Consider the following 22,208-nt stretch of genomic DNA (forward strand, 5'->3'; position numbering starts at 1 on the left):
CGGTCGTGGACCGGCGGGAGCGTCGTCTGCGGCGCGAGGCGTGGGGGTTCGCGGTCGGGTCGCTGTGCTTCCTCGTCGGGGCGCTCCCGCCGTACGCCGACGCCGTCGGCGCGGTGGCCACGAACGTCACGTTCGTCGTCGGCGCGGTGTTCTTCACCGCCGCCGCGTTCGTGCAGCTCGGCCTCAGCGGGCGGCGGCCGCCGCGTGCCGGCACGCACCCGGCCGACCGGTGGGACTGGTGGGCCGCGGCCGTGCAGCTCGTCGGGACGCTGTGCTTCAACGTGAGCACGACGGCGGCGCTCGTCGCGGCGGTCGCCGACCCGACCCGACTCGGGGTGGGTTGGAGGCCCGACGCCTACGGCTCCGTCGCGTTCCTCGTGTCGTCCGCGTTCGCCATCCTCGCGACGCGCGACCGCGGGCACCTGTGGGACACGGACGCCCGGACGTGGCACGGCACGTGGCTCAACCTGGTCGGGTCCGTCGCGTTCGGCGCGTCCGCGGTCGGGGCGTACGTCTCGCCCGCCACGGGCACGTACGTGAGCGCGTGGTGGGACGACGCCGGCACGCTCGTCGGGGCGGTGTGCTTCCTCGTCGCGGCGCTGCTGTCGCGGCGCACGGTCGACGCGCCCGCGCGGAGCGACGCGCTCCCGGCCGGGTGACGCACGTCGGGGTGCGTCGCTCGGCCGGGAGCGCGTCGCCCGGTCAGGCGCAGGTCGACGCTGCGTAGCCCGCGTCGACCGACCCGGACCCGGCCGCGGCGTTCGCGGTCCCCGCGTCGACCGACGCCGTGCGGACCGCGAACGACTGGTAGGCCGAGCTGCCCGGCGCGACGCCGGCGACGGTGCGCTCGCCGAACGGCGTGCGCAGCGTGACGTCGGCCGGGGCGTCACCGGTGTTGCGCGCGGTGACGGCGACGTACGCCCGTCCCGCGAGGCAGCGGCTCGCCGCCTGCACGTCGAGGGAGACCGCGCTGCCGAGCTCGACCGTCGGACCGTCGAGCTCGACGACGGTCACGCTCGACCCCGACGTGGAGGTCCACGTCGTGTCCGGCGTGAACGACCCGCGGCCCAGGTCGGCCTGGGTCACCACGTGGTGCGCGAACGTGCACGTGTACGACCCCTCGGCCGGCAGGGTGCGGTAGCGGCAGTTCTGGGCCGCGTTCGCGGGGTCGAGGCCGGCGAGGTTCCCGGTCGGGACCACCGAGGTCGCCGCCGTCGAGAGGTTGCGGACCGTGTAGGTGAAGCGCAGGACGTCGCCCACGACGTACGTCTCCTGCGGGTTCGCGTGCGCGCCCTGCACCGAGACGTTCCCGGGCGCCCCGAAGTAGACGCCGGGACCCTCGTGCTCGACCGTCGTGACGGTCGCGCCGGAGGTCGAGGTCCAGGTCGTGCTCGGCGCGAAGAACCCGGCGTCGAGGTCGGCCTGCGTGACCGTGTGCCGCGCGGAGGTGCACGTGTACGCGGCGCGCGGGGCGAGGTCCCGGTAGCGGCAGTTCGGCGCGCCCTGGGCCGGGTCGAACCGCTCGAGGTCCCCGGTCGGGGAGACCGTCGTGACGGCGTCGGACAGGTTCGTCACGGTGAACGAGTACGTGACGACGTCGCCGACGGCGTACCCGCCCGCGGGGGCCGTGCTCGTCACGCTCGCACGCGTGACCTCGATGTCGCCCGGCGTGCTGCTGGGCGCAGCCAGGAGCCAGTCGTGGTCGAGCTTCGCGAACCGGATGCCGCCGCTCCCGCCGTCGGGCTCGTAGAGCAGGCCGACCGTGCCGTCGGGGAGCGTCGCGAGCGTCGAGTACGCCATGCCTCCCGGCTGGAACACGCGCGCGACGGGCCACGTCTCGCCGTCGTCGTAGCTGACGCGGACCGTGCCGTTGACGCGGCCGGACTGCGACGCCGCGTTCGAGAAGAGGAGCACCTTGGCCTGGGCGGAGTCCTGCGGCGCGTTCGGGTACGCGCGCACGATCGCGGCGTTGTTCGTCGGGTCGGGGAGCTCGCGGTCCAGGGTCACCGGCCCGTACGTGACGCCGCCGTCGGTCGAGTAGGCCACCTTGCGGAAGCCCGAGCGCGCCGAGTCGCGCGAGTTGAGCATGACGCGCCCGTCCGAGAGCTCGACGGTCTTGTTCTCGTCCATGCCGGTGCCGACGGGCGTCCCGACCTGCCAGGTCGCGCCGTGGTCGTCGGAGTACACGGACACGGCCTGGAACTGCCCCGAGCCGTTGATGATCGTGTACTGCTGCACCAGGCGCCCCGCGTGCTCGCCGTAGCGGAGCTGGATCCCCTGGCCCGAGGCGGCGAAGCGCGACCGCCAGCCCAGGTCGGCCGTGACGTCCGCGGTGATCGTGCGGTGCGTCCACGTGCGCCCGTCGTCCGTCGAGGCGGACACGTTCGCGTGGATGACGTTGCGCGCGGTCGGGTCGACCCCGGGCTGGGAGCCGCCGAAGCCCTGGTCGTACGACTTCACGTGGAAGTTGAGGACGGTCCCCGTCTCTCGGTCGACGACGTAGCTCGGGTCCGAGTAGCCCTCGATCGGCGCGGTGGTCCTCCCGGCCGCGACGACCTCCTGCGGACCCCACGTGGCGCCCGAGTCGGTGGAGCGGCGCTGGAGGATCGAGTTCGGACCGGGGGAGTCGGCCGCGGTGGGGCGGCCGTCGTAGGACGCGAGGACGTCGCCGTTGGGCGCCACGGTGAGCGCCGGGATCCGGTAGTTGGGGAAGCCGCCCTGGCCGTTGGTCGCGAGCTGCTGCTCGGTGTAGGTGCCCGGGCCACCGGTCGCGGGGCCGAGGTCGTGGTCGGGCGCGAGGGCGGTGTGGTGGGCCGCCGCCGTCGTGACGGGGACGACGGCGCCGCCCACCCCGAGCGCGAGCGCGGTGGCGAGGGTCAGCGCGCGGCGCGCGGGTCTGCGGAGGTGTCCGATCATGCCGTTCCTTCCGGTCGGTGCTCGGCGCGGCGGTGGTACGGCGTGGAACGCGGCGACGCTGCCGAGGACGCTTGAACAGATGACGTCAGATGTCTGACGTCAGGAAGGTAGCCCGGAAGGATGGAGGGGTCAAGGGGTGGGGGCAGCGCGACGCCCGCCGGCCGCAGGGGGTCTGCGGCCGACGGGCGTCGGGAACGGTGGCGCGGAGGCGGATCAGCCCCGGCGCGCGCGACGGGACAGGAGCACGATCGCGGCGCCCACCGCGGCGAGCCCGGCGGCGAGGGCCGCGTACAGCCCGACTGTCGCACCGGTCTCTGCGAGGCTCGGGGCCTGCGCGGACGCGCTCACCTCGTTCGACACGGGGACGGCGCCGGCCGGGTCGTCGTGCCCGGGAGGGTTCGTCGCGCAGTCCGGCGACGACGGCGGGTAGACCGTGGTCACCAGGGCGTGCGGGTTGACCTCGAAGCTCACGTCGACGGCCGGGCGCACCCAGTCGTACTCGTCGCCCTCGACCCACTCGCCGTCCTCGAGGCGCCACCCCGGCCAGTCGACGCCCTTGCCCTGGTCGTCCACGACGGCGCCCGGCCACAGCAGGCGACCCTGGAGCGGCAGCCCCGAGCGGACGACGCTCTCGCCGTCGGGGTTGATCCACGTGACCGTCACGGTGTCGTGGTCCGTGCCCTCGACCTCGATCGCGTAGTCGAGGTAGGCGGCGTCCTGCTCGCACGCCGAGACGAGCGTCGTGAGGCGCATCGACGGCTGGGACGGCACGTAGGTGTCGTCCTCGGCGGCGTGGGCGGCCGGGCCGGCGAGGAGCGCGGCGGAGGCGGCGAGGGCGGCTGCGGTGGTGACCCGCACCAGGGTGCGGCGTCCGGTCGAGGTGCTCATGGTCGTTCCCGTCGGGTCGTGGTCGGTCGAGCGCGACGGGTACCGTCCTGAGGGCGCGACCGTGCCACCGCCGGACGGGCGGTTCGGGGCAGCAAGGGCGCGGGCGTGTCGGACGCGTGAGGCGGCACCGCCGTGGTCGCCGGTGCCCGCGCTGGCAGGGGGCTGATCGCGCGGGCACCGGCTGGCCCCCACGCTAGACAGCCAACTGGACGGGCGTCCAGTTCGATGCCGGGTGAATGTCGCCGCCGAGAACGACACGGCTGTCGTTATCGGGGCGAAAGCGACAGCAGGGTCGTGCGCGACGGCGAGCGGGGTCGTTCTCGGGCGCCGCCGGCCCTGCCTACAGGCCTGCCTACAGGCCTGCCTACAGGCCTGCCTACAGGCCCTGCCAGTCCGGCTTGGACGCGTACGTCTGGCGGTAGTAGTCCCCGAGCTGCAGGCGCGAGGCCGCCGCGTCGTCGACCAGCACCGTGGCGTGCGGGTGCATCTGCATGATCGTCGCGGGCCACAACGCGCTGATCGGGCCCTCCACGAGCTGGTGCACCGCCTCCGCCTTGCCCTTGCCCGTGGCCAGCAGCACCAGGTGCCGCGCCGACATGATCGTGGCCAGCCCCTGCGTCAGGCAGTGCCGCGGCACCTGGTCCACGTCGTCCCCGAAGAACCGCGCGTTGTCCTCGCGCGTCTGCGCCGTCAACGTCTTGATCCGCGTGCGCGACGCCAGCGACGATCCCGGCTCGTTGAACGCGATGTGCCCGTCCGTGCCGATCCCCAGGACCTGCACGTCCACACCCCCGGCCCCCGCGATCGCCTCCTCGTAGGCCGCGCACGCCGCGACCAGGTCCGCCGCGTTGCCGTCCGGGCCCTGGACCGCGCCCGGGGCGAAGTCCACCCGCGAGGCGATCTCCGTCTCGATCACGTTCCGGTACCGCTCGGGGTGCTCCGCGGGCAGGCCCACGTACTCGTCGAGCATGAACGCCTTGGCCCCCGCGAACGACAACCCGTCCTCACGGTGACGCCGAGCCAGCTCGTCGTACACCTTCAACGGCGACGAGCCCGTCGCCAACCCCAGCACCGCCTCCGGCCGCGACCGCACCACCTTCTCGACCGCGTCCGCAGCCAGCACCGCCAACCGCTCCGCAGGAGCGATCACGACCTCCATCAGACCCTTGCCTCCTCGTGCACCGTCCGGTGCTCCACCGCGACGACGTCGCCCACCTCGACCGAGCGGTACGCCGCGTCGATCACGGCGAGCGTCGCGCGCGCCTCCTCGATGCCGTAGTCCGGTTGCTCGCCCGCCAGGACCGCGCCGACCACGTGCCGCAGGTACGCCGCGGCGGCCACCTGGCCGGCGTCGGCGGCGATCGTCGTGCGCCCGTCGGGGCCGAACCGCGCGACGGCCGGTGCGTCGTCGTCCGCGACGGCGTGGCCGTGCGACCCGAGCAGCCGCACGGACGACGTGGTCGGCGTCCCGCCGGGCGCGAACGGGACCCGCCCGAGGGTGACCGTCGCGGTCACGCCGCGCTCGAGCCCGAGCGTGACGACGGCCGTGTCCTCGACCCCGGCCTCGCGGTGGGGATCGAGGAAGAGCGAGCCGGTGAAGGCGTGCACCTCGACCGTGCGGAGCCCGGTGAGGTGGTGCGCCGCGTCGGCGCAGTAGCCGAGGAAGTTGAGCAGCTCGCCGCCGCCCGACAGCGCGCGGTCCACGACGAGCGCGGGCCGCTCGACCGAGGTCGCGAGGTGCGCGCCGGAGGCGAAGAACTCGAGGTCGAGGTGGCGCGGCAGGCCCACGTGCCCGGCGTCGACCCAGGCGCGCAGGCGGCGCAGCGCGGGCGCGTGCGTGCGGTTCACGACGGCGCACGTGCGGCCCGTACGCGCGGCCACCGCGGCGAGGCGGTCGGCGTCGGCGAGCGTCGTCGCGACGGGCTTGTCGACGAGCACGTCGAGTCCCGCGTCCAGCAGCCCCGCCGCGAGGCGCGCGTGCCGCGTCGGCTCGGCGCACACGACGACGAGGTCGACGGCGGATCCCAGGGCGTCCGCGACCGAGGCCACGTCGGCGACCTCCGCGTACGGCACGCCGGCGCGCTCGGCGACGGTGCGCGAGTCCTCGCGCACCCAGGCGGGTGCCGACGCCTCCTCGACGACGCCGACGAGCTCGACGCGCTCGTCCGCCGCGAGGATCCGCAGGTAGTCGGCCGCGTGGCGGACGGCCGACGCGAACGCGACGCGCAGGACGTCGCTCATGCGGCCACCCCCGCGGGGCGGGCCGGCACGCCGGGGTGCGTGCCGCCGTCGGGCACGGGCGTGTACCCGGGCACGTCGGCGACGCGCTCACGACGGCCGGAGACGAGCGAACGCTGCGCGGCGAGCGCCGTCGCGAGCGCGGCGCGGACCTGCGGCGTCGTGACGACCGGCGCCGCCTCGCCGCGCACGACGTCGAGCCAGTGCGCGAGCTGGAGGCCCAACGCTCCCTCGACGGAGACCGGCGGGGCGGTCGTCGCGTCGGAGTGCAGGCCGTCCTCCTCGATCGTCGAGTGGGCGAGCGTGCCCTCGGTGCCGACGAGCACGAGGCGCCGCACGAGCTCGCCGCGACGGCGCAGCGCGTAGCAGAGCTCGAGCGTCGCGAGCGCTCCGGACGCGGTCCGGAGCTGGACGTGGAACGAGTCGGGCGACTCCATCTCGGGCGAGAACGTGCGGAAGCCGCGTGCGAAGACCTCGACGGGCTCGTCGTCGAGCAGCCACGTCGCGACGTCCATGATGTGCGTGCCGTTGTGCACGGGGTGGCCGCCCGAGAGCTCGGGGTCGAGCTGCCAGCCGCGCCACCCGCCCGGCCACGCGTGGCCCGTGTACCACGAGACGTGCGCGAGACGCGGGGTGCCGATCTCGCCGCGCCGGGCGGCCGCGGCGAGCGCCGCCACCGCCGGCTGGAACCGCACGGTCTGCCCGACGACGAGCGTCGTGCCGCGGCCCTCCGTCGCCGCGACCATCGCGTCGAGCCTGTCGAGCGACAGGGCAGCCGGCTTCTCGACCTGCACGTGCTTGCCCGCCGCGCCGGCCGCGATCGTGTCGCGCGCGTGGGCGGGCGTCGCGGTGACGACGTCGACCGCGTGGACCGCGTCGTCGTCGAGCGCGTCGTCGAGGGACGTCGTGGCGCGGGCGCCGGGCACGAGCGCGGCCAGCGCCCGGGCGCGGGCGAGGTCGTGCCCGACGACCCACCGCACGTCCGCGCCGGGCAGGGCGGCGAGCGCAACGAGGTGCTCGCGCGCGAACGCGCCGATGCCGACGACGGCGATCCCGACGGGCGTGCGGACGGGAGCCGTGGTGCTGGGTGGGTCAGGGCGTAGTGCGGGGTTCACGCGGTGGTCACCCCGAGGGCCCGGTCGATCGGCTCGTAGTGCGAGACGACGGCGGCGCGGAACGCGTCGACGTCGCCGGCCTCGGCGGCGACGAGCATGGCGCCGTGCGCGCGGGCGGTCTGGTCGAGGTCGGCCGCGACCGAGATGCCGAGCTTGGGGACGACCGCGGTGTGCACGTCCCAGAACGCGGCGACGAGCTGGCCGACGAGCGAGTTGTCGAGGCGAGCGAGCAGGCCGGTGTGGAACGCGCGGTCCTGCTTGGGGAAGCTCAGGCCCTCGGCCGCGGCGGCGACCATCTCGTCCACGAGCGCGTGCAGCTCGGGGTTCGAGGTCCCGGCCAGGCTCGCGACGATGACGTCCGCCATGGCGAGGTCGAGCGCCTGGCGGATCTCGACGACGTCACGCAGCGCCCGCAGGTCGTCGCCGGGGGAGAGGACGCCGCGGAACACGAGCGCCTCGACGAGCGCGTCCAGGGACATGTTGCCGACGAACGTGCCGTGCCCGTGGCGCACCTCGACGATGTCGAGGGTCGACAGGGTGCGGATCGCCTCGCGCACGCTCGACCGGGACACGCCCAGGTGCTCGCACAGCTCCGCCTCGGTGGGCAGCGGGTCTCCGGGGCGCAGCCCCTCGCCGAGGATGAAGTCCTTGATCCGGTCGGCGGTGGTGGTGCGCCGGGGAGCGGTCGCGCCGGGTCCGCCGTCGCGGGACGCGTCGAGCGTGCTGAAGCTCCTGCGCCGTGGTGTCGCCATCTTGACCCCTTCGGTTTCTGGTCCTAGTGTCATGCTACACAACGTCAGACATCAGACATCTTCTCTCCGGAACGATGTCGGTCTCATGTCAGGAGAACCAATGAAGCTTCACGTCAGCTCACCTCCCCGCAGGGGAGTCGCTGCGGTCGCCGCGGGCGTCGTGCTCGCGCTCGGCCTCGCGGCGTGCTCCGGCGGCGGTGCTGCGAAGGACGACCCGACCGAGGGCAGCGCAGCCCAGGGCGAGATCGACCCGGACGCCGTGATCGAGGCGGGCATCTCGTACTCCCTCTCCGGTGGCTTCGACCCGATGATCACCACCGGTGCCGTGACAGTAGCGGCCAACTGGCACGTGTTCGAGGGACTCACCGAGCTCGACCCCGCGACGCGCGAGGTCTACCCCGCCCTCGGCACCGAGCTCCCCGCGCAGGTCGACGACACGCACTACGAGGTGGACCTCCGCGAGGGCGCGGTCTTCCACGACGGCACGCCCGTCACCGTGGACGACGTCGTCTACAGCTTCGACCGCGTGCTCGACCCGGCGAACGAGTCGCTCTACGCCGGTTTCATCGACTTCCTCGAGTCCGTCACCCCCGTCGACGACGACACGGTCTCGATCAACCTCAAGTACCCCTTCAGCCTCGTGCCCGAGCGGCTCTCCGTCGTCAAGATCGTGCCGAAGGCCCTCGTCGAGGCCGACTACGAGGCGTTCAACGCGCTGCCCGTCGGCACCGGCCCGTTCAAGATGACCCAGGCCACGCCGGACGACAAGATCACGTTCGAGCGCTTCGACGACTACACGGGCACCCGCCCCGCGCTGGCCGCGGGCCTCGTGTGGAACCTGCTCTCCGACCCGGCGGCGCGCGTCACCGCGATGAGCTCGGGCACCGTCAGCGCGATCGAGGACGTCCCCTACATCGACGTCCCCACGCTCGAGGGCGCCGTGGACGTCGAGTCCGTCCAGTCGTTCGGCACGCTCTTCATGATGTTCAACACGGACCTGCCCCCGTTCGACGACGTCCGCGTGCGCCAGGCGTTCTTCTACGCGCTCGACATGGACAAGATCATCGACAACGGGCTGCTCGGCAACGGCGCGGCGGCGACGAGCTTCCTCCCGCAGGGCCACCCGAACTACCACGAGGCGTCGACGGTCTACTCCTACGACCCGGAGAAGGCGAAGGACCTCCTCGCCGAGGCCGGCGTGAGCGACCTGTCCATCACGCTCATGACGACCGACACCGGCTGGGTCGCGGACATCGCGCCGCTCCTCAAGGAGAACCTCGACGCGATCGGCGTCGACACGACGCTCGACATCGGCCAGTCCGGCGGCCAGTACACCAAGGTCGACAACGGCGACCTCCAGGTCATGGTCGCACCGGGCGACCCGTCGGTCTTCGGCAACGACCCCGACCTGCTCATGCGCTGGTGGTACGGCGACAACGTGTGGTCGCAGTCGCGCTACCGCTGGAACGACGACCCGAAGTTCGCCGAGCTCCAGACGATCCTCGACGCCGCCGTGCGCACGTCCGGCGACGAGCAGCAGGAGCTGTGGGACCAGGCGTTCGACCTGATCTCCGACGAGGTGCCGCTCTACCCGCTGCTGCACCGTCAGCTCCCGACCGCGTGGGACGGCACCACGCTCTCCGGATTCTCGCCCCTGCCGATCACCGGCCTGTCGTTCCTCGACGCCGGCCTCGTCAAGTAGCCGCGGGCTCGTAGCCCTCGGCGCCGACCGACCACCGGGCCTCTCGCCCGCCCCCTCGGGCGAGAGGCCCGGTACCCGCCCGGCACCCAGAACGGACAGACCATGCACCGCACCCCCGACGCACCGGGAGGCCGACCGTGAGCGCACTGCTGCGACTCGTCGGACGCCGCCTCCTGCAGCTGCCGATCATGATCCTCGGCATCACGTTCCTCGTGTTCCTCGTGATGTCGTTCTCGCAGGTCGACCCGGCGATCCAGGCCCTCGGCGAGGGCGCGTCCGTCGAGGCGCGCGAGGCGTACCGCGAGGCCAACGGCCTGAACGACCCGCTCCTCGTCCGGTACGTCGCGTTCCTCGGCGGTCTGCTGCACGGCGACCTCGGCACGTTCAGCGCGCGCCAGGTGCCCGTCGCCGACGAGGTCGCGCGCGCCCTGCCCATCACGCTCCAGCTCACGCTCATGGGCCTCGTCATCGCCGTCGTGCTCGCGCTCGTCATGGGCATCCTCGCGGCGCTCTACCGCGACCGCTGGCCGGACAAGGCGATCCGCGTGGTGTCCGTCGCGTCGCTCGCGACGCCGTCGTTCTGGCTCGCCGTGCTGCTCATCCAGGTCGTCACCCTCGGGGCCGGCTGGCTCCCCGCGAGCGGGCCGCTGCCCGACCCGTCCGAGGACCTCGGCGGCTACCTCGCCCGCATGGCGCTGCCCGCGATCGCGCTCGCGATCCCCGTCGTCGGCCAGCTCACGCGCGTCGTGCGCACCTCCGTCGTCGAGGAGCTCGACAAGGACTACGTCCGCACCGCGATCGGCGCCGGCATCCCGCGCCACGTCGTCGTCGGGCGCAACGTGCTGCGCAACGCGCTCATCACGCCCATCACGGTGCTCGGCCTGCGCGTCGGCTACCTCATCGGCGGCGCCGTCGTCATCGAGATCATCTTCGCGCTGCCCGGCATGGGCACGCTCATCCTCAACGGCGTCACCAACAACGAGCCCAACCTCGTGCAGGGCGTGACCCTCACCGTGGCGCTCGCCTTCGTGCTCATCAACATCGTGGTCGACATGCTCTACGTGCTCGTCAACCCGCGGATCAGGACGGTGTGACGTGCGCCGACAGCTCACCGAACGACTCTCGACCCCCGGGCTGCGCCTGCGCGCGCTGCCCCTCGGGTCCAAGATCTCCCTCGCGTTCGTGCTCCTCGTGGCGCTCGCAGCGGTCTTCGCGCCGCTCGTCGCGAGCCACGACCCGCTCGCTACCGGTACGCCGGTCCAGCCGCCGAGCGCGGAGAACTGGTTCGGCACCGACCGCCAGGGGCGCGACATCTTCTCCCGCGTCGTCTACGGCGCGCGGTACTCGCTCGTCATCGGCCTCGGGGCGACGGCGATCGCGCTCGCCGCGGCGGCCGTGCTCGGCTCGGTCGCGGCGACCGCGCGCAAGAGCGTCTCCGAGACCCTCATGCGCGTCCTCGACATCATCATGTCGTTCCCCGGCATCGCGCTCGCCGCCGTGTTCGTCTCCGTCTTCGGCCGCTCGCTGCCGGTGCTCGTCCTGACGATCGCGTTCCTCTACACGCCGCAGCTCACGCGCGTCGTGCGGGCCAACATCCTCGACCAGTACGGCGAGGACTACGTCGCGGCGACCCGGGTCATGGGCGCGCGCACCGCGTGGATCCTCGCCAAGCACGTCGCGCGCAACTGCGCGGCGCCCGTGCTCGTGTTCACCACGGTCCTCGTGGCCGACGCGATCGTCTTCGAGGCGTCGCTCTCCTTCATCCAGGCGGGCGTGCCCGACCCGGAGCCCTCGTGGGGCAACATCATCGCTGCGGGCCGCGACCTCGTCATGGGCGGCTACTGGTGGGCGACGTTCTTCCCGGGCCTCGCGATCATGCTCACGGTCCTGTGCCTGAACATCCTCTCCGAGGGCATGACCGACGCGATGGTCGCGGCTCCGCGGGCGACCCGTGCGACCCCGGCGAAGGCCGTCGCGACGGACTCGGACGACGCGGCAGTCGCCGCCGAGCTCACGGCGATGGACGCCGACGAGCCGGTCGAGACCGCGGACGAGGACCGCCTCGTCGAGTCGGAGCCGGTCGTGCAGGACGTCGAGCCGGAGGTCCGGCACGTCGGCCGCGAGGTCCCGCTCGCCGCGCGCCTCGCGACGCTCCGCACGGCCGAGGTCGCGCGCACCGACCGCCCCGTCTACGACGGCGACGCCGCGCCCCTGCTCGAGGTGCGGAACCTGTCGATCCGCTTCCCCGCCCGCCACGGCGACGTCGCGGTCGTCGACGACGTGTCGTTCTCCGTGCGCCCGGGCGAGACGATGGCCCTCGTCGGTGAGTCCGGCTGCGGCAAGTCGATCACGTCGCTCGCGGTCATGGGCCTGCTCGACGCGTCCGCCGAGATCAGCGGGGAGATCCGCTACGACGGCAAGGACCTGCTCGCGATGGGCGGCCGCGAGCGCGCCTCCCTGCGCGGCCGGGACATCGCGATGATCTACCAGGACGCGCTGAGCTCGCTCAACCCGTCGATGCTCATCCGGTCGCAGATGAAGCAGCTCACGCGACGCGGCGGGACCCGCACGGCCGAGGAGCTGCTCGAGCTCGTGGGCCTCGACCCGCAGCGCACGCTCAAGAGCTACCCGCACGAGCTGTCCGGCGGGCAGCGCCAGCGCGTGCTCATCGCCATGGCGCTCACGCGCGACCCGAAGCTGGTCATCGCCGACGAGCCCACCACGGCGCTCGACGTCACCGTCCAGGCCCAGGTCGTCGCACTGCTGGACGAGCTGCGCCAGAAGCTCGGCTTCGCGATGGTCTTCGTGAGCCACGACCTCGCGCTCGTCGCCGAGATCGCGCACCGCATCACGGTCATGTACGCGGGCCAGGTCGTGGAGCAGGCCCCGACGCGCGAGCTGCTCGCCGACCCGCGCCACGAGTACACGCAGGGCCTGCTCGGCGCGGTGCTCTCGATCGAGCAGCGCTCGACGCGCCTGCACCAGATCCCCGGCACCGTCCCGTCGCCCCGCGACTTCCCGACGGGCGACCGGTTCGCGCCGCGCTCGTCGCGGCCCGACCGCGGCCTCGAGGTGCGCCCCGTGCTGCGCGCGGTGGACGCCGACGGCCAGCACCTCGTCGCGACGCCGCCGGACGAGCCGGTCGACGCCGCCGCGGGCGGCCGCACCGCCGCCCCGATCACCACCGGAGGGACGCGATGAGCGCCACCGACCAGACCCCGCCCGCCGCGGAGCGGGGGTCCGCGACCGACCGCGACACGCCCGTCGTCGAGCTGCGCGGCGTGCACGTCGTCTTCAAGGCCCGCACGGGCACGCTGTTCAAGGCCCAGCGGGTGCACGCCGTGAACGACGTGAGCGTCGCGGTCCGCCGGGGCAGCACGCTCGGGATCGTCGGCGAGTCCGGCTCGGGCAAGTCGACCATGGCGAAGGTGCTCGTCGGGCTCCAGGCGCCGACGTCGGGCGAGATCCGCTTTCGCGGGCAGCCGGTGCAGAGCTACACGACGCGCGTGCGGCGCGACGTCGGCCGGGTCGTGTCCGTCGTCTTCCAGGACCCGGCCACCGCGCTCAACGCGCGCATGCGCGTGCGGGACGCGCTGCGCGACCCGCTCGACGTGCACCGCGTGGGCGACGCCTCGTCGCGCGAGGCGCGCGTCCGCGAGCTCGTGCACCTCGTCGGGCTGCCCGAGTCGGCGCTCGACGCGCTGCCCGGCCAGCTCTCGGGCGGGCAGCGCCAGCGCGTCGCCATCGCGCGCGCCCTCGCGCTCGCACCGGACGTCATCGTCGCCGACGAGCCGACGTCGGCCCTCGACGTCTCCGTGCGCGCCCAGATCCTCAACCTGCTCGCCGACCTCAAGGCCGAGCTCGACCTGGGGATGGTCTTCATCTCGCACGACATCCAGACCGTGCGGCACGTCTCGGACGAGATCGTCGTGATGCAGGGCGGTCGCATCGTCGAGTCCGGACCGGCCGCCCGCGTCCTCGACGACCCCCAGGACGACTACACCCGCACGCTGCTCGCCGCGGCGCCCGCGCTGCTGTGAGCCGGGGCCGCGCCACGCGGCCCCGCACCGACCGAACCACCGCTGAACCAGAACCGGAGCACCTCGTGACCACCCCCACCTTCCACGGGATCGTCCCGCCCGTCCTCACCCCGCTCACGACCGACGGGGAGGTCGACGTCGCGTCGCTCGAGCGCCTCGTGGACCACCTCGTCACCGAGGGCGTGCACGGCGTGTTCGTGCTCGGGTCGACCGGCGAGGTCGCGTACCTCACCGACGCGCAGCGCGACCTCGTGGTGCGCACGGTCGTGCGCGCGGCCGCCGGCCGGGTGCCCGTCATGGGCGGGGCGATCGACCTGACGACCCCGCGCGTCGTCGAGCAGGCGAAGGCCGTCGTGGCCGCCGGGGCGGACGCGGTCGTCGCGACCGCGCCCGTCTACGCGCTCAACGACCTCGACGAGATCGAGCGTCACCTGCGCACCGTCGCGGCCGCCGTGGACGTCCCGCTCTTCGCCTACGACATCCCGGTGCGCGTGCGCACCAAGCTCCCGGCCGACCTGCTCGTGCGCCTCGGCACCGAGGGCGTGCTCGCGGGCGTCAAGGACTCGTCGGGCGACGACGTCGCGTTCCGCCGCCTGGTCGCCGCCAACGCGGCGGCCGGCTCGCCGCTCGCGCTGTTCACGGGCCACGAGGTCGTGGTCGACGGGATGCTCCTGCTCGGGGCCGACGGCGTGGTCCCGGGCCTCGCGAACGTCGACGCCGGCGGCTACGTGCGCCTGTGGGACCTCGCGCAGGCGGGCAAGTGGGACGATGCCCGGGTGGAGCAGGACCGCATCGCCGCACTCTTCGAGATCGTCTTCCAGGCGCGCGGACGCTCGGGCGACGCCGCGGGCGTCGGCGCGTTCAAGGTCGCCGCGCAGCGCCAGGGCCTCATCGACACCGCGACCATGGCGTTCCCCGTCGAGGCGCTCGACGGCGAGGTCGCGGACCGCGTCGAGGAGCTCACGCGCGCGGCAGGGCTCCTGCGTGGCTGAGGCCTCCCCGGACGCCGCGGCGCGCTCGGTCGTCGTCGGGGTCGACCTCGGTGGCACCAAGATCGCCGCGGCGACGGTCGCGGCCGACGGGACCCTCGGGCCCGTGCGCGCCGTGCCGACGCCGGCCGCGGCCGGCCCCGACGCGGTGCTCGACGCCGTCGCGGGGCTCGTGCGCGAGGTCGTCGCCGCGCTGCCGGGCGGTGCGCTCCTGCGCGCGCTCGGCGTGGGCACCGCCGGGGTGGTCGACGTCGGTCGCGGCGTCATCGTCTCGGCGACCGACACCCTGCCCGGCTGGCCCGGGACCGACGTCGCAGGCGGCCTGCGCCGTCGGCTCGCCGACCTCGCGTCCGACGCGCCGTCCGGGGACGCGCCCGCGGTGCCGGTGTTCGTCGAGAACGACGTCGACGCGCACGCCGCCGGCGAGGTCTGGCTCGGCGCGGCGGCCGGGGCGCGCAGCGCGCTGCTCGTCGCGGTCGGGACGGGCGTGGGCGCCGCCGTCGTGCTCGACGGTCGTCCCCTGCGCGGGGCGCACCACGTCGCCGGGGAGCTGGGCCACATGCCGGTCCCCGGGGCGGAGCTGCTGCGCTGCCCGTGCGGGCGCACGGGTCACCTCGAGGCGATCGGTGCGGGGCCGGCGATCCACCGCCGCTACCTCGCGCTCGGCGGCGACGCGGCGAGCCCGGACACGCGCGACGTCGTCGCACGAGCAGGTGCGGGCGACGAGCTCGCGGCGACGGTCGTGCGGGACGCGGCGCAGGCCGTGGGCCGTGCCGTGGCGGGCGTCGTGACCGTGCTCGACCCGGAGGTCGTCGTGGTCGGCGGAGGACTGGCGGGCGCGGGCGACCTCTGGTGGGCGGCGCTCGAGGGCGCGCTGCGTGCGGAGGTCGTCGACGTCCTCGCCGACCTGCCGCTGCGCCGTGCGGCGCTCGGCAACGAGGCGGCGATCGTCGGGGCGGCGCGCGGAGCGTGGAGCCTCGTCGGCCCGCCCGGTGACCAACCCGGGGCGCGACCCGGCGGGCTGGGCGAGGAGACCCACCGAGAGAGGACGACGACATGACCGGACCGCAGGAGACGCGGACGACCTGGACGCGCGAACGCGTGCTCGACGCGATGCGCGGCCGGCTCACCGTGTCGTGCCAGGCCTACCCGGGCGAGCCGCTGCGCGACCCGCGCACGACCGCGCAGATGGCGCGCGCCGTCGTCGCCGGGGGAGCGGCCGCGGTGCGCGCGCAGGGCCTGGACGACGTCGCGGCGGTCGTCGACGCGGTGGACGTGCCGGTCGTCGGGCTGTGGAAGGACGGCGACGGCGGGGTGTTCATCACCCCGACGCTGCGGCACGCCCGCGCCGTCGCTGACGCGGGAGCCCACGTGGTCGCGCTCGACGGCACGCGCCGCCCCCGCCCCGACGGGCTCACGCTGGCCGAGACCGTGGCGCGCCTGCGCGAGACGACGGGCGCACTCGTCATGGCGGACTGCGGGTCGCTCGGCGACGCGCTCGCCGCGCAGGACGCAGGCGTGGACCTGCTCGGCACGACGCTCGCCGGGTACACGGGCGAGCGGCCGAAGACGTCCGGACCGGACCTCGAGCTCGTCGACGAGGTGGTCGCGGCGTGCGCGCTGCCCGTCGTCGTCGAGGGGCGTGTGCACACGCCCGCGCAGGCGGCCGAGGCGATGGCGCGCGGCGCGTTCAGCGTGTGCGTCGGGACGGCGATCACCCACCCCACGACCCTCACGTCATGGTTCGTGGAGGCGTTCCCGACGCCCGGCTGAGTCGTCCGCACGACCCCTTGACAGCGCAAAGTCGCGATGGCCTACGGTCTGGCGCGACGCGCCGGGCGGGCGCGCCGAGCCGTCAGGGGGACACGACATGGCATCACCGCACGACGACCTCGAGCCGGCGGGTTACGCCGAGCTGCTGACCGATCTCAAGGCGCGCGTGCGCGCCACGCAGTTCCGTGCCGCGCGTGCCGCGAACACCGAGGTGCTGCGGCTGTACTGGTCGATCGGCCACGACATCCTCGAGCGCCAGCGCACCGCGGGCTGGGGCGCGAAGGTCGTGACCCGACTTGCCGCTGACCTTCAGCGGGAGTTCCGGGAACAGCGCGGCTGGTCGCCCTCGAACCTGAAGAACATGCGCAGGGTCGCCGAGGTCTGGCCGACCCTCGAGGAGTTCGGCCAACGTCCCGTTGGCCGATTGCCCTGGGGGCACGTGATCACCCTCCTCGAGCGGCTCACCACCCGTGACGAGCGTGACTGGTACGCCGCGGAGGCCGCGGAGAACGGCTGGACCCGACCCGTGCTCGAGTACCAGATCAAGTTCCGCCGGCGCCATGTTCTCGGAGCCGCGCCGACGAACTTCACCGCGGCGCTCGACGCCGCGGATTCTGAGCTGGCACAGGCAATGGTCAAGGATCCGTACGTCTTCGAGCACCTCGGCCTCGTCGAGAAGCGCGCCGAGCGCGACGTCGAGCAGGCGCTCATGGACCGGCTCCAGGACACGTTGCTCGAGCTCGGGCGCGGGATGGCGTTCGTCGGGCGGCAGGTGCGGCTCACCGTCCCGGACGACGAGAGCGATGCCGTCGACGAGTTCTTCGTCGACCTGCTGTCCTTCCACGTCGAGCAGCTGCGCTACGTCGTCGTCGAGCTGAAGATCGGGAAGTTCGAACCTGCCCACCTCGGTCAGCTCGGTACGTACGTCGCGATCGTCGACGGCCAGTACCGCCGGCACGAGATCCACGCCCCGACCGTCGGGATCCTCCTGTGCACGGGCCGGAGCGGCGCCGTCGTGCGCTACTCGCTGGCCAGCACGAACGCGCCCGTCGCCGTCGCGGACCTCCAGGGGCTCCCCGACGAGGCGCGCGGCGCCCTGCCGAGCGTGGCGGAGCTCCAGGCGGTGGTCGCGGAGGAGCTCGAGCAACGATCGTGAGCGGGACCGCGCGGGCGTGCGTCGGCCGGGACGCGTCGTCAGGCGCGACCCGTGCGCTCAAGGACGCCGCGCACGTAGGCGGCCTGGCCTGCGTGCTGGAGGCTGTCCACCGCGACGCTCACGAGCCGGACCCCGAGCGTGACCGGCGGGTCCCACGCCTCGTCGACGACGCGGTCGAGGTCCTCGTCGGTCAGCGCGGCGAGCACGTCCTGGGACTCGACCTGGACGGCGTGCACGTAGCCGAGCAGGAGGTCGTCGCTCGCCCGGACGCGGGCGACGTCCTGGGCCGACTGTCCGTAGCCCGTCGCCCCGTCGTCGAACGGCAGGTCGAACCGGCGTGCCCAGCCGTCGCGCGTCCACACCTGCTCGCGCCCGACGGCCGCGGCGACCTGCGCGTCCTGACCGCGCGCGAGGTGCCACGCGAGCCAGGCGATCGTGTTGGCGCGCGGGTCCAGGCGCGCGGTCAGCGCGTCCTCCCCGAGCCCGTCGACGGCGCGCGTCGCCGTCGGTCCGATCCGGCCGAACAGGTCCTCCAGCAGCGTGCGGGCGTCCACGAGTCTCCCTCTCGTCGTCGGGCACCGTTCCCAGCAGCCTCCGACGACCTGTGCGCGGGCGCGACCCGAACGATGCCTCAGCCGAGGGCGACGACGACGGTCCCGGCCTTGTGCCCGCGCTCGACGTGGCGGTGCGCGTCAGAGATCCGGTCGAGCGGGTACTCGTGGTCGACGACCGCGCGCAGCGCGCCGGACGCCCCGAGCGCGAGCGCCTCCCGCAGGGTGGCGCGCGTACGGTCCTCTGGGTCCGCGCCGCGCCGCTCAGGGAGCGGTCAGGGCGACGACCAGGGCGTTCCCGGATCCGTCGGGGGAGCCGTCGTGGTTCGGTGCCGTCATGACCGCCACCCGGCTCGTCCGCCCCGCGCCCGTCGCCCGTCGCGCCCGCGGCGCTCGTGCTGTCGTCGCGACGCTGACGCTCACGTCGCTCGCCGTCGTCGCGTTCGCCGTCCTGCCCTACCTCACGGCGTCCCTCCCCGCGCTGGCCCGCGACGACGTCGGACTCGCCGCCGCGTACGCCGGGGCGCCGGGGTTCGTCCTCGGCGCGTTCTACGCCCACGTCGTCGCGGGTGGGGTCGCGCTCGTGTGCGCCCCGCTCCAGCTCTGGGCGGGACTGCGCCGCCGGCGCCCGGGCGTGCACCGCTGGACGGGTCGCGTCTACGTCGCGGCGGTCGCGGTCGGCGGCGTCGCCGGGCTCGTCCTCGTGCCCGTCAACCAGGCCGGGCTCGTCGGCACGCTCGGCTTCGGGGCGCTCGCCGTCCTGTGGCTGTGGACGACGTGGCGCGGCTACCGCGCCGTCCGCGGCGGCGACGTCGCCACGCACCAGGACTGGATGACGCGCAGCTTCGCGCTCACCTTTGCCGGCGTGACGCTGCGGCTGTGGACGACGGTGCTCGTCGTCGCCCAGACGCTCGCCCTCGGCGACACGGTCGACCCCGACGTCGCCTTCGACCGTGCGTACGCGCTCGCGCCGTTCCTCTCCTGGGTGCCCAACCTCGTCGTCGCGGAGCTGCTCGTCCGACGCCGGCGTCAGCGAACGAGCCCCGACTCGTAGGCCGCGACGGCGCGCGCGGGGCGACGTCCGACGTCGGGCCGGGGGAGGCCGTTCACGCCGCCGATCCTCGCGCGCCCGACCAGGCGGAGGCCACCGTCCTGAGGAGGAGCCTCCGTCGGCGGTACACAGGGTGCCGAACCCGGGGTCCCTCCCCACGATCGGCCTACCGTGAGGAGCGATCCCGGGTTCGGCACGGTGAGGTGACACGCAACCTGGGCCGTTAGCGTGGTCCCGTCCCCGCGCGCCGAGCCGCGCGCTGCCGCGGCCGCCGGAGGTGCCGATGGAGTTCCCGTTCAGCCTCACCGAGGAGCAGATCCTCTCGCTCATCGTCGTGGGCACGCTCGCCGTCGTCGCGATCGTCGGCGTGAACATCCTCGCGCCCAAGGCAGGGGTGGCGGCGCCGCTGGTCCTCGTCGCGGTGGGCGTCGCGGTGAGCTTCGTCCCCGCGGTGCCGGAGATCGAGTTCGAGCCCGAGTGGATCCTCGCGGGCATCCTGCCGCCGCTCCTCTACTCGGCCGCGGTTGGTCTGCCGACGATGGACTTCCGGCGCGACTTCACCGCCATCAGCGGGCTCTCCGTCGTGCTCGTCCTGCTCAGCACGGTGCTGCTCGGGTACCTCTTCACGTGGCTGATCCCCGGCATCCCGCTCGCGGCGGGCTTCGCGCTCGGCGCCATCGTCAGCCCGACGGACGCCGTCGCGACGTCGATCGTCAAACGGCTCGGGGCGTCGCCACGCGTCGTCACGCTGCTGGAGGGCGAGAGCCTGCTCAACGACGCCTCCGCGCTCGTGCTCCTGCGCTCGGCGATCGCCGCCATCGCGCTCACGGTGGCCAGCGACGGGGTCGCCCCCGCGTTCTCGCTGTGGGCGGTCGCGGGCGACTTCGTCTTCGCCGTCGTCGTCGCGGTGCTCGTGGGGTCCCTCGTCGGGTTCCTCGGCCTCACCGTCCGGCGCCGGCTCGCCAACCCGGCGCTGAGCACCGCCGTCTCGTTCGTCGTCCCCTTCATCGCGTACCTCCCCACGGAGGAGCTCGGTGCGTCGGGCCTCGTCGCGGTCGTGACGGCCGGGCTCGTCACGGGCAATGGCGCCGCCAAGTACCTACGTCCCCAGCACCGGCTCGCCGAGGAGTCGAACTGGCGCACGGTCGAGCTGCTCCTCGAGGGCACGGTCTTCCTCCTCATGGGCCTGGAGCTGTTCGCCCTCGTCACCGACGTGCGGGAGGCGCACGGGAGCCTGTGGCGGGCCGTCGGCATCGCGGCGCTCGCGGCGGTCGTCATCCTGGTGGTGCGCTCGGCGTACGTCGCGACGCTCCTGCGCTCGCTCGCCCGCCGTGCGCGCCGCGGCGAGTCGATGCGCGGGGTCATCGAGGGTATGCAGGAGAAGCTCGACGCGCGCTTCGCGGCCGACGGGACGCCCGTCGCGCCCGTCGCGCCCGTCGTGGGAGAGAAGCCGGCGCCCGGGACCCCGGAGCGCCGTGGTGCCGCGATGGTCGCCAAGGCGCCCCCGGAGCGAGTAGGCCGACTGCGGTCGTCGCTGCGCCGACGCGCGGCCGACATCGACTACCTCACGGCGGAGCCGTTGGGGTGGCGCGAGGGCGCGCTCCTCGTCTGGGCCGGCATGCGCGGCGTCGTGACGCTGGCCGCGGCGCAGACCCTGCCCACCGACACCCCGCAGCGGTCGTTCCTCGTGCTCGTCGCGTTCGGCGTCGCCGCGGGCACGCTCGTGGTCCAGGGCGGCACGCTGCCGTGGGTCGTGCGCCGGCTAGGGCTCGCCGGCGGGTCGTCCCGGGCCGACGAGGACCGCGGCGCGGTCCGCGTCGAGCTCGACGCCGCCGCCGTGGCCGTCATCGACGCGCCCGACCTGCGGCGGCCCGACGGGAGCACGTACGACGGCGACGTCGTCGCCCGCGTGCGCCGCGACGTCGTGCGCGAGCTGGAGAACCGCGACACCGACGCCGCGACGTCGGCCGACCTGTTCGCCCAGTACAAGGAGCTGCGCCTGCGCGCGATCGCCGCGCAGCGCGTCGCGCTGCTCGCCGCGCGGACCTCTGGCGCGTACAGCTCGCAGGCCCTGCGGCACGCGCTCGACCTGCTGGACGCCGAGCAGATCGACCTCGAGCTGCGCCGCGGCCCCTACGTCCCGGGCGACGACGACTGACCGGTCGGCCCCGAGCACCCCGACGCTTGCGCCTTCCCCTGGGGAAGGACCTAGCGTCGCGAACATGGACATGCACACGACGGGCCAGGTGGCCCGCGCCACGGGACTGAGCGAGAAGGCGGTCCGCCTGTACGTGGACCGGGGGCTGCTCACCGCCCGGCGGGACACGGTCGGCGGGCCGCGCCTGCTCGACGACGGTCAGGTGGCGCGGGCCCGGCAGGTACGGCTCCTGCGGGAGGTCGACCTGTCCCTCGCCGAGGTCGAGGAGGTGCTGTGCGCACCGGACGCCGTCGCGGCCTTCGACACGGTGTGGGGCGCGCGGCGGTCCTCCGTCCCGGGGTCGCTCGCGGCCGGGGAGTACGTCCGGTCCGTGCTCGCCGGGGCGCCGCGCCTCGACGTCGAGGTACGACGTCGCGCGGTGGCGGAGCGGCTCGTGCTCGGTACCGCGCGCCGCGCGACCCTCGCAGAGCTCCCGCGCGTGCTCCCGGAGGCCACCGCGGCCGTGTTCGACGTCCTGCGCACGGCCGACGTGCCGCTCGCCGGGCACCCGTACGTCGAGTACCACGAGCGCGCGACCGAGGAGTTCGCCGCGCGCGTCACCGTGCAGGTCCCCGTGGTCGACGCCGTGCGGCCGCCCCAGGGGTTCGTCCTCACCACGGACGGCCCGCACGACGAGGCGTACGTCGCGCTGACCGCCGCGGAGGCGGACGACCAGGCCCGGCTCGTCCTGGTCCACGACCACCTGTCGTCGGGGCACGCGCTGACCGACGGCGCGCCCGCGGGGGACAACCGGGAGATCTACCTCCCCACGTGGGCGGCGGGCGGCCCCGGCCCGGTCCTGGAGGTCGCGGTCCCGGTGGCCTGACGCGCCGCCGGTGG

General features: G+C 74.2%; 20 protein-coding genes. 12 read left to right on the forward strand and 8 right to left on the reverse strand.

Annotated elements, in window-relative coordinates; all coding sequences use genetic code 11:
* The first annotated feature begins 5 nt into the window (after positions 1-5).
* Entirely contained in the window at positions 6-659 is a 654-nt protein-coding gene (locus tag ACN9MS_RS00755; RefSeq protein ID WP_426310281.1) for a hypothetical protein, read from the forward strand.
* A gap of 43 nt (positions 660-702) precedes the next feature.
* Here ACN9MS_RS00755 and ACN9MS_RS00760 read toward each other — a convergent pair whose 3' ends face one another.
* The 6 genes from ACN9MS_RS00760 to ACN9MS_RS00785 all read right to left on the reverse strand — a co-directional run bounded on the left by ACN9MS_RS00760 (position 703) and on the right by ACN9MS_RS00785 (position 7,909).
* On the reverse strand, positions 703-2,916 hold the full coding sequence (locus ACN9MS_RS00760; RefSeq protein WP_426310282.1) for a sialidase family protein: 2,214 nt from the start codon (positions 2,914-2,916) through the stop codon (positions 703-705).
* A gap of 213 nt (positions 2,917-3,129) precedes the next feature.
* Positions 3,130-3,804 carry a peptidase gene (locus ACN9MS_RS00765; RefSeq protein WP_426310283.1) on the reverse strand — a complete coding sequence of 225 codons (675 nt, stop codon included), beginning with the start codon at positions 3,802-3,804 and terminating at the stop codon, positions 3,130-3,132.
* A gap of 376 nt (positions 3,805-4,180) precedes the next feature.
* A complete protein-coding gene (gene nagB, locus ACN9MS_RS00770; RefSeq protein ID WP_426310284.1) occupies positions 4,181-4,963 on the reverse strand; it encodes a glucosamine-6-phosphate deaminase in 783 nt (260 codons plus the stop codon).
* Positions 4,963-6,045 (reverse strand): Gfo/Idh/MocA family protein, encoded by a 1,083-nt coding sequence (locus ACN9MS_RS00775; protein WP_426310285.1) that lies wholly within the window; start codon positions 6,043-6,045, stop codon positions 4,963-4,965. Before ACN9MS_RS00775 ends, nagB begins: the two co-directional genes overlap by 1 nt.
* On the reverse strand, positions 6,042-7,157 hold the full coding sequence (locus tag ACN9MS_RS00780; protein ID WP_426310286.1) for a Gfo/Idh/MocA family protein: 1,116 nt from the start codon (positions 7,155-7,157) through the stop codon (positions 6,042-6,044). The genes ACN9MS_RS00775 and ACN9MS_RS00780 overlap by 4 nt, the downstream gene beginning before the upstream one ends.
* Positions 7,154-7,909 (reverse strand): FadR/GntR family transcriptional regulator, encoded by a 756-nt coding sequence (locus ACN9MS_RS00785; RefSeq protein WP_378233097.1) that lies wholly within the window; start codon positions 7,907-7,909, stop codon positions 7,154-7,156. The genes ACN9MS_RS00780 and ACN9MS_RS00785 overlap by 4 nt, the downstream gene beginning before the upstream one ends.
* A 100-nt stretch (positions 7,910-8,009) precedes the next feature.
* On the opposite strand from ACN9MS_RS00785, the gene ACN9MS_RS00790 reads away from it, so the two are divergent.
* From ACN9MS_RS00790 to ACN9MS_RS00825, 8 genes are all read left to right on the forward strand, one after another.
* Complete coding sequence (locus ACN9MS_RS00790) at positions 8,010-9,611, forward strand: ABC transporter substrate-binding protein (RefSeq protein WP_426310287.1); 1,602 nt, start codon at positions 8,010-8,012, stop codon at positions 9,609-9,611.
* Between the two features lie 137 nt (positions 9,612-9,748).
* Entirely contained in the window at positions 9,749-10,705 is a 957-nt protein-coding gene (locus tag ACN9MS_RS00795) for an ABC transporter permease (RefSeq protein WP_064316380.1), read from the forward strand.
* 1 nt (position 10,706) lies between these two features.
* Complete coding sequence (locus ACN9MS_RS00800) at positions 10,707-12,812, forward strand: dipeptide/oligopeptide/nickel ABC transporter permease/ATP-binding protein (protein ID WP_426310288.1); 2,106 nt, start codon at positions 10,707-10,709, stop codon at positions 12,810-12,812.
* Complete coding sequence (locus ACN9MS_RS00805; RefSeq protein ID WP_426310289.1) at positions 12,809-13,651, forward strand: ABC transporter ATP-binding protein; 843 nt, start codon at positions 12,809-12,811, stop codon at positions 13,649-13,651. The genes ACN9MS_RS00800 and ACN9MS_RS00805 overlap by 4 nt, the downstream gene beginning before the upstream one ends.
* Positions 13,652-13,716: 65 nt before the next feature.
* On the forward strand, positions 13,717-14,643 hold the full coding sequence (locus ACN9MS_RS00810; protein ID WP_426310290.1) for a dihydrodipicolinate synthase family protein: 927 nt from the start codon (positions 13,717-13,719) through the stop codon (positions 14,641-14,643).
* The gene (locus ACN9MS_RS00815) at positions 14,636-15,700 is read left to right on the forward strand and encodes an ROK family protein (protein WP_426310291.1); all 1,065 of its coding nucleotides are present in this window, start codon (positions 14,636-14,638) and stop codon (positions 15,698-15,700) included. Before ACN9MS_RS00810 ends, ACN9MS_RS00815 begins: the two co-directional genes overlap by 8 nt.
* Positions 15,697-16,413 carry an N-acetylmannosamine-6-phosphate 2-epimerase gene (locus ACN9MS_RS00820; protein WP_426310292.1) on the forward strand — a complete coding sequence of 239 codons (717 nt, stop codon included), beginning with the start codon at positions 15,697-15,699 and terminating at the stop codon, positions 16,411-16,413. Before ACN9MS_RS00815 ends, ACN9MS_RS00820 begins: the two co-directional genes overlap by 4 nt.
* Before the next feature lie 97 nt (positions 16,414-16,510).
* Entirely contained in the window at positions 16,511-17,569 is a 1,059-nt protein-coding gene (locus tag ACN9MS_RS00825; RefSeq protein ID WP_426310293.1) for a PDDEXK nuclease domain-containing protein, read from the forward strand.
* A gap of 38 nt (positions 17,570-17,607) precedes the next feature.
* On the opposite strand, the gene ACN9MS_RS00830 is transcribed toward ACN9MS_RS00825, so the two are convergent.
* The gene (locus ACN9MS_RS00830; RefSeq protein ID WP_426310294.1) at positions 17,608-18,123 is read right to left on the reverse strand and encodes a mycothiol transferase; all 516 of its coding nucleotides are present in this window, start codon (positions 18,121-18,123) and stop codon (positions 17,608-17,610) included.
* 77 nt (positions 18,124-18,200) lie between these two features.
* On the reverse strand, positions 18,201-18,344 hold the full coding sequence (locus ACN9MS_RS00835) for a zinc-binding dehydrogenase (RefSeq protein ID WP_426311790.1): 144 nt from the start codon (positions 18,342-18,344) through the stop codon (positions 18,201-18,203).
* A 113-nt stretch (positions 18,345-18,457) separates the two neighbouring features.
* Here ACN9MS_RS00835 and ACN9MS_RS00840 point away from each other — a divergent pair, with 113 nt between their 5' ends.
* The 3 genes from ACN9MS_RS00840 to ACN9MS_RS00850 all read left to right on the forward strand — a co-directional run bounded on the left by ACN9MS_RS00840 (position 18,458) and on the right by ACN9MS_RS00850 (position 22,194).
* On the forward strand, positions 18,458-19,174 hold the full coding sequence (locus ACN9MS_RS00840) for a DUF2306 domain-containing protein (RefSeq protein WP_426310295.1): 717 nt from the start codon (positions 18,458-18,460) through the stop codon (positions 19,172-19,174).
* 280 nt (positions 19,175-19,454) lie between these two features.
* Positions 19,455-21,329: a cation:proton antiporter gene (locus ACN9MS_RS00845; RefSeq protein ID WP_426310296.1), complete on the forward strand. Its 1,875-nt coding sequence runs from the start codon at positions 19,455-19,457 to the stop codon at positions 21,327-21,329.
* 64 nt (positions 21,330-21,393) lie between these two features.
* The gene (locus ACN9MS_RS00850) at positions 21,394-22,194 is read left to right on the forward strand and encodes a MerR family transcriptional regulator (protein WP_426310297.1); all 801 of its coding nucleotides are present in this window, start codon (positions 21,394-21,396) and stop codon (positions 22,192-22,194) included.
* The last annotated feature ends 14 nt before the right edge of the window (positions 22,195-22,208 follow it).

The organism is Cellulosimicrobium sp. E-16 (assembly GCF_049913115.1).
Lineage (GTDB): Bacteria > Actinomycetota > Actinomycetes > Actinomycetales > Cellulomonadaceae > Cellulosimicrobium.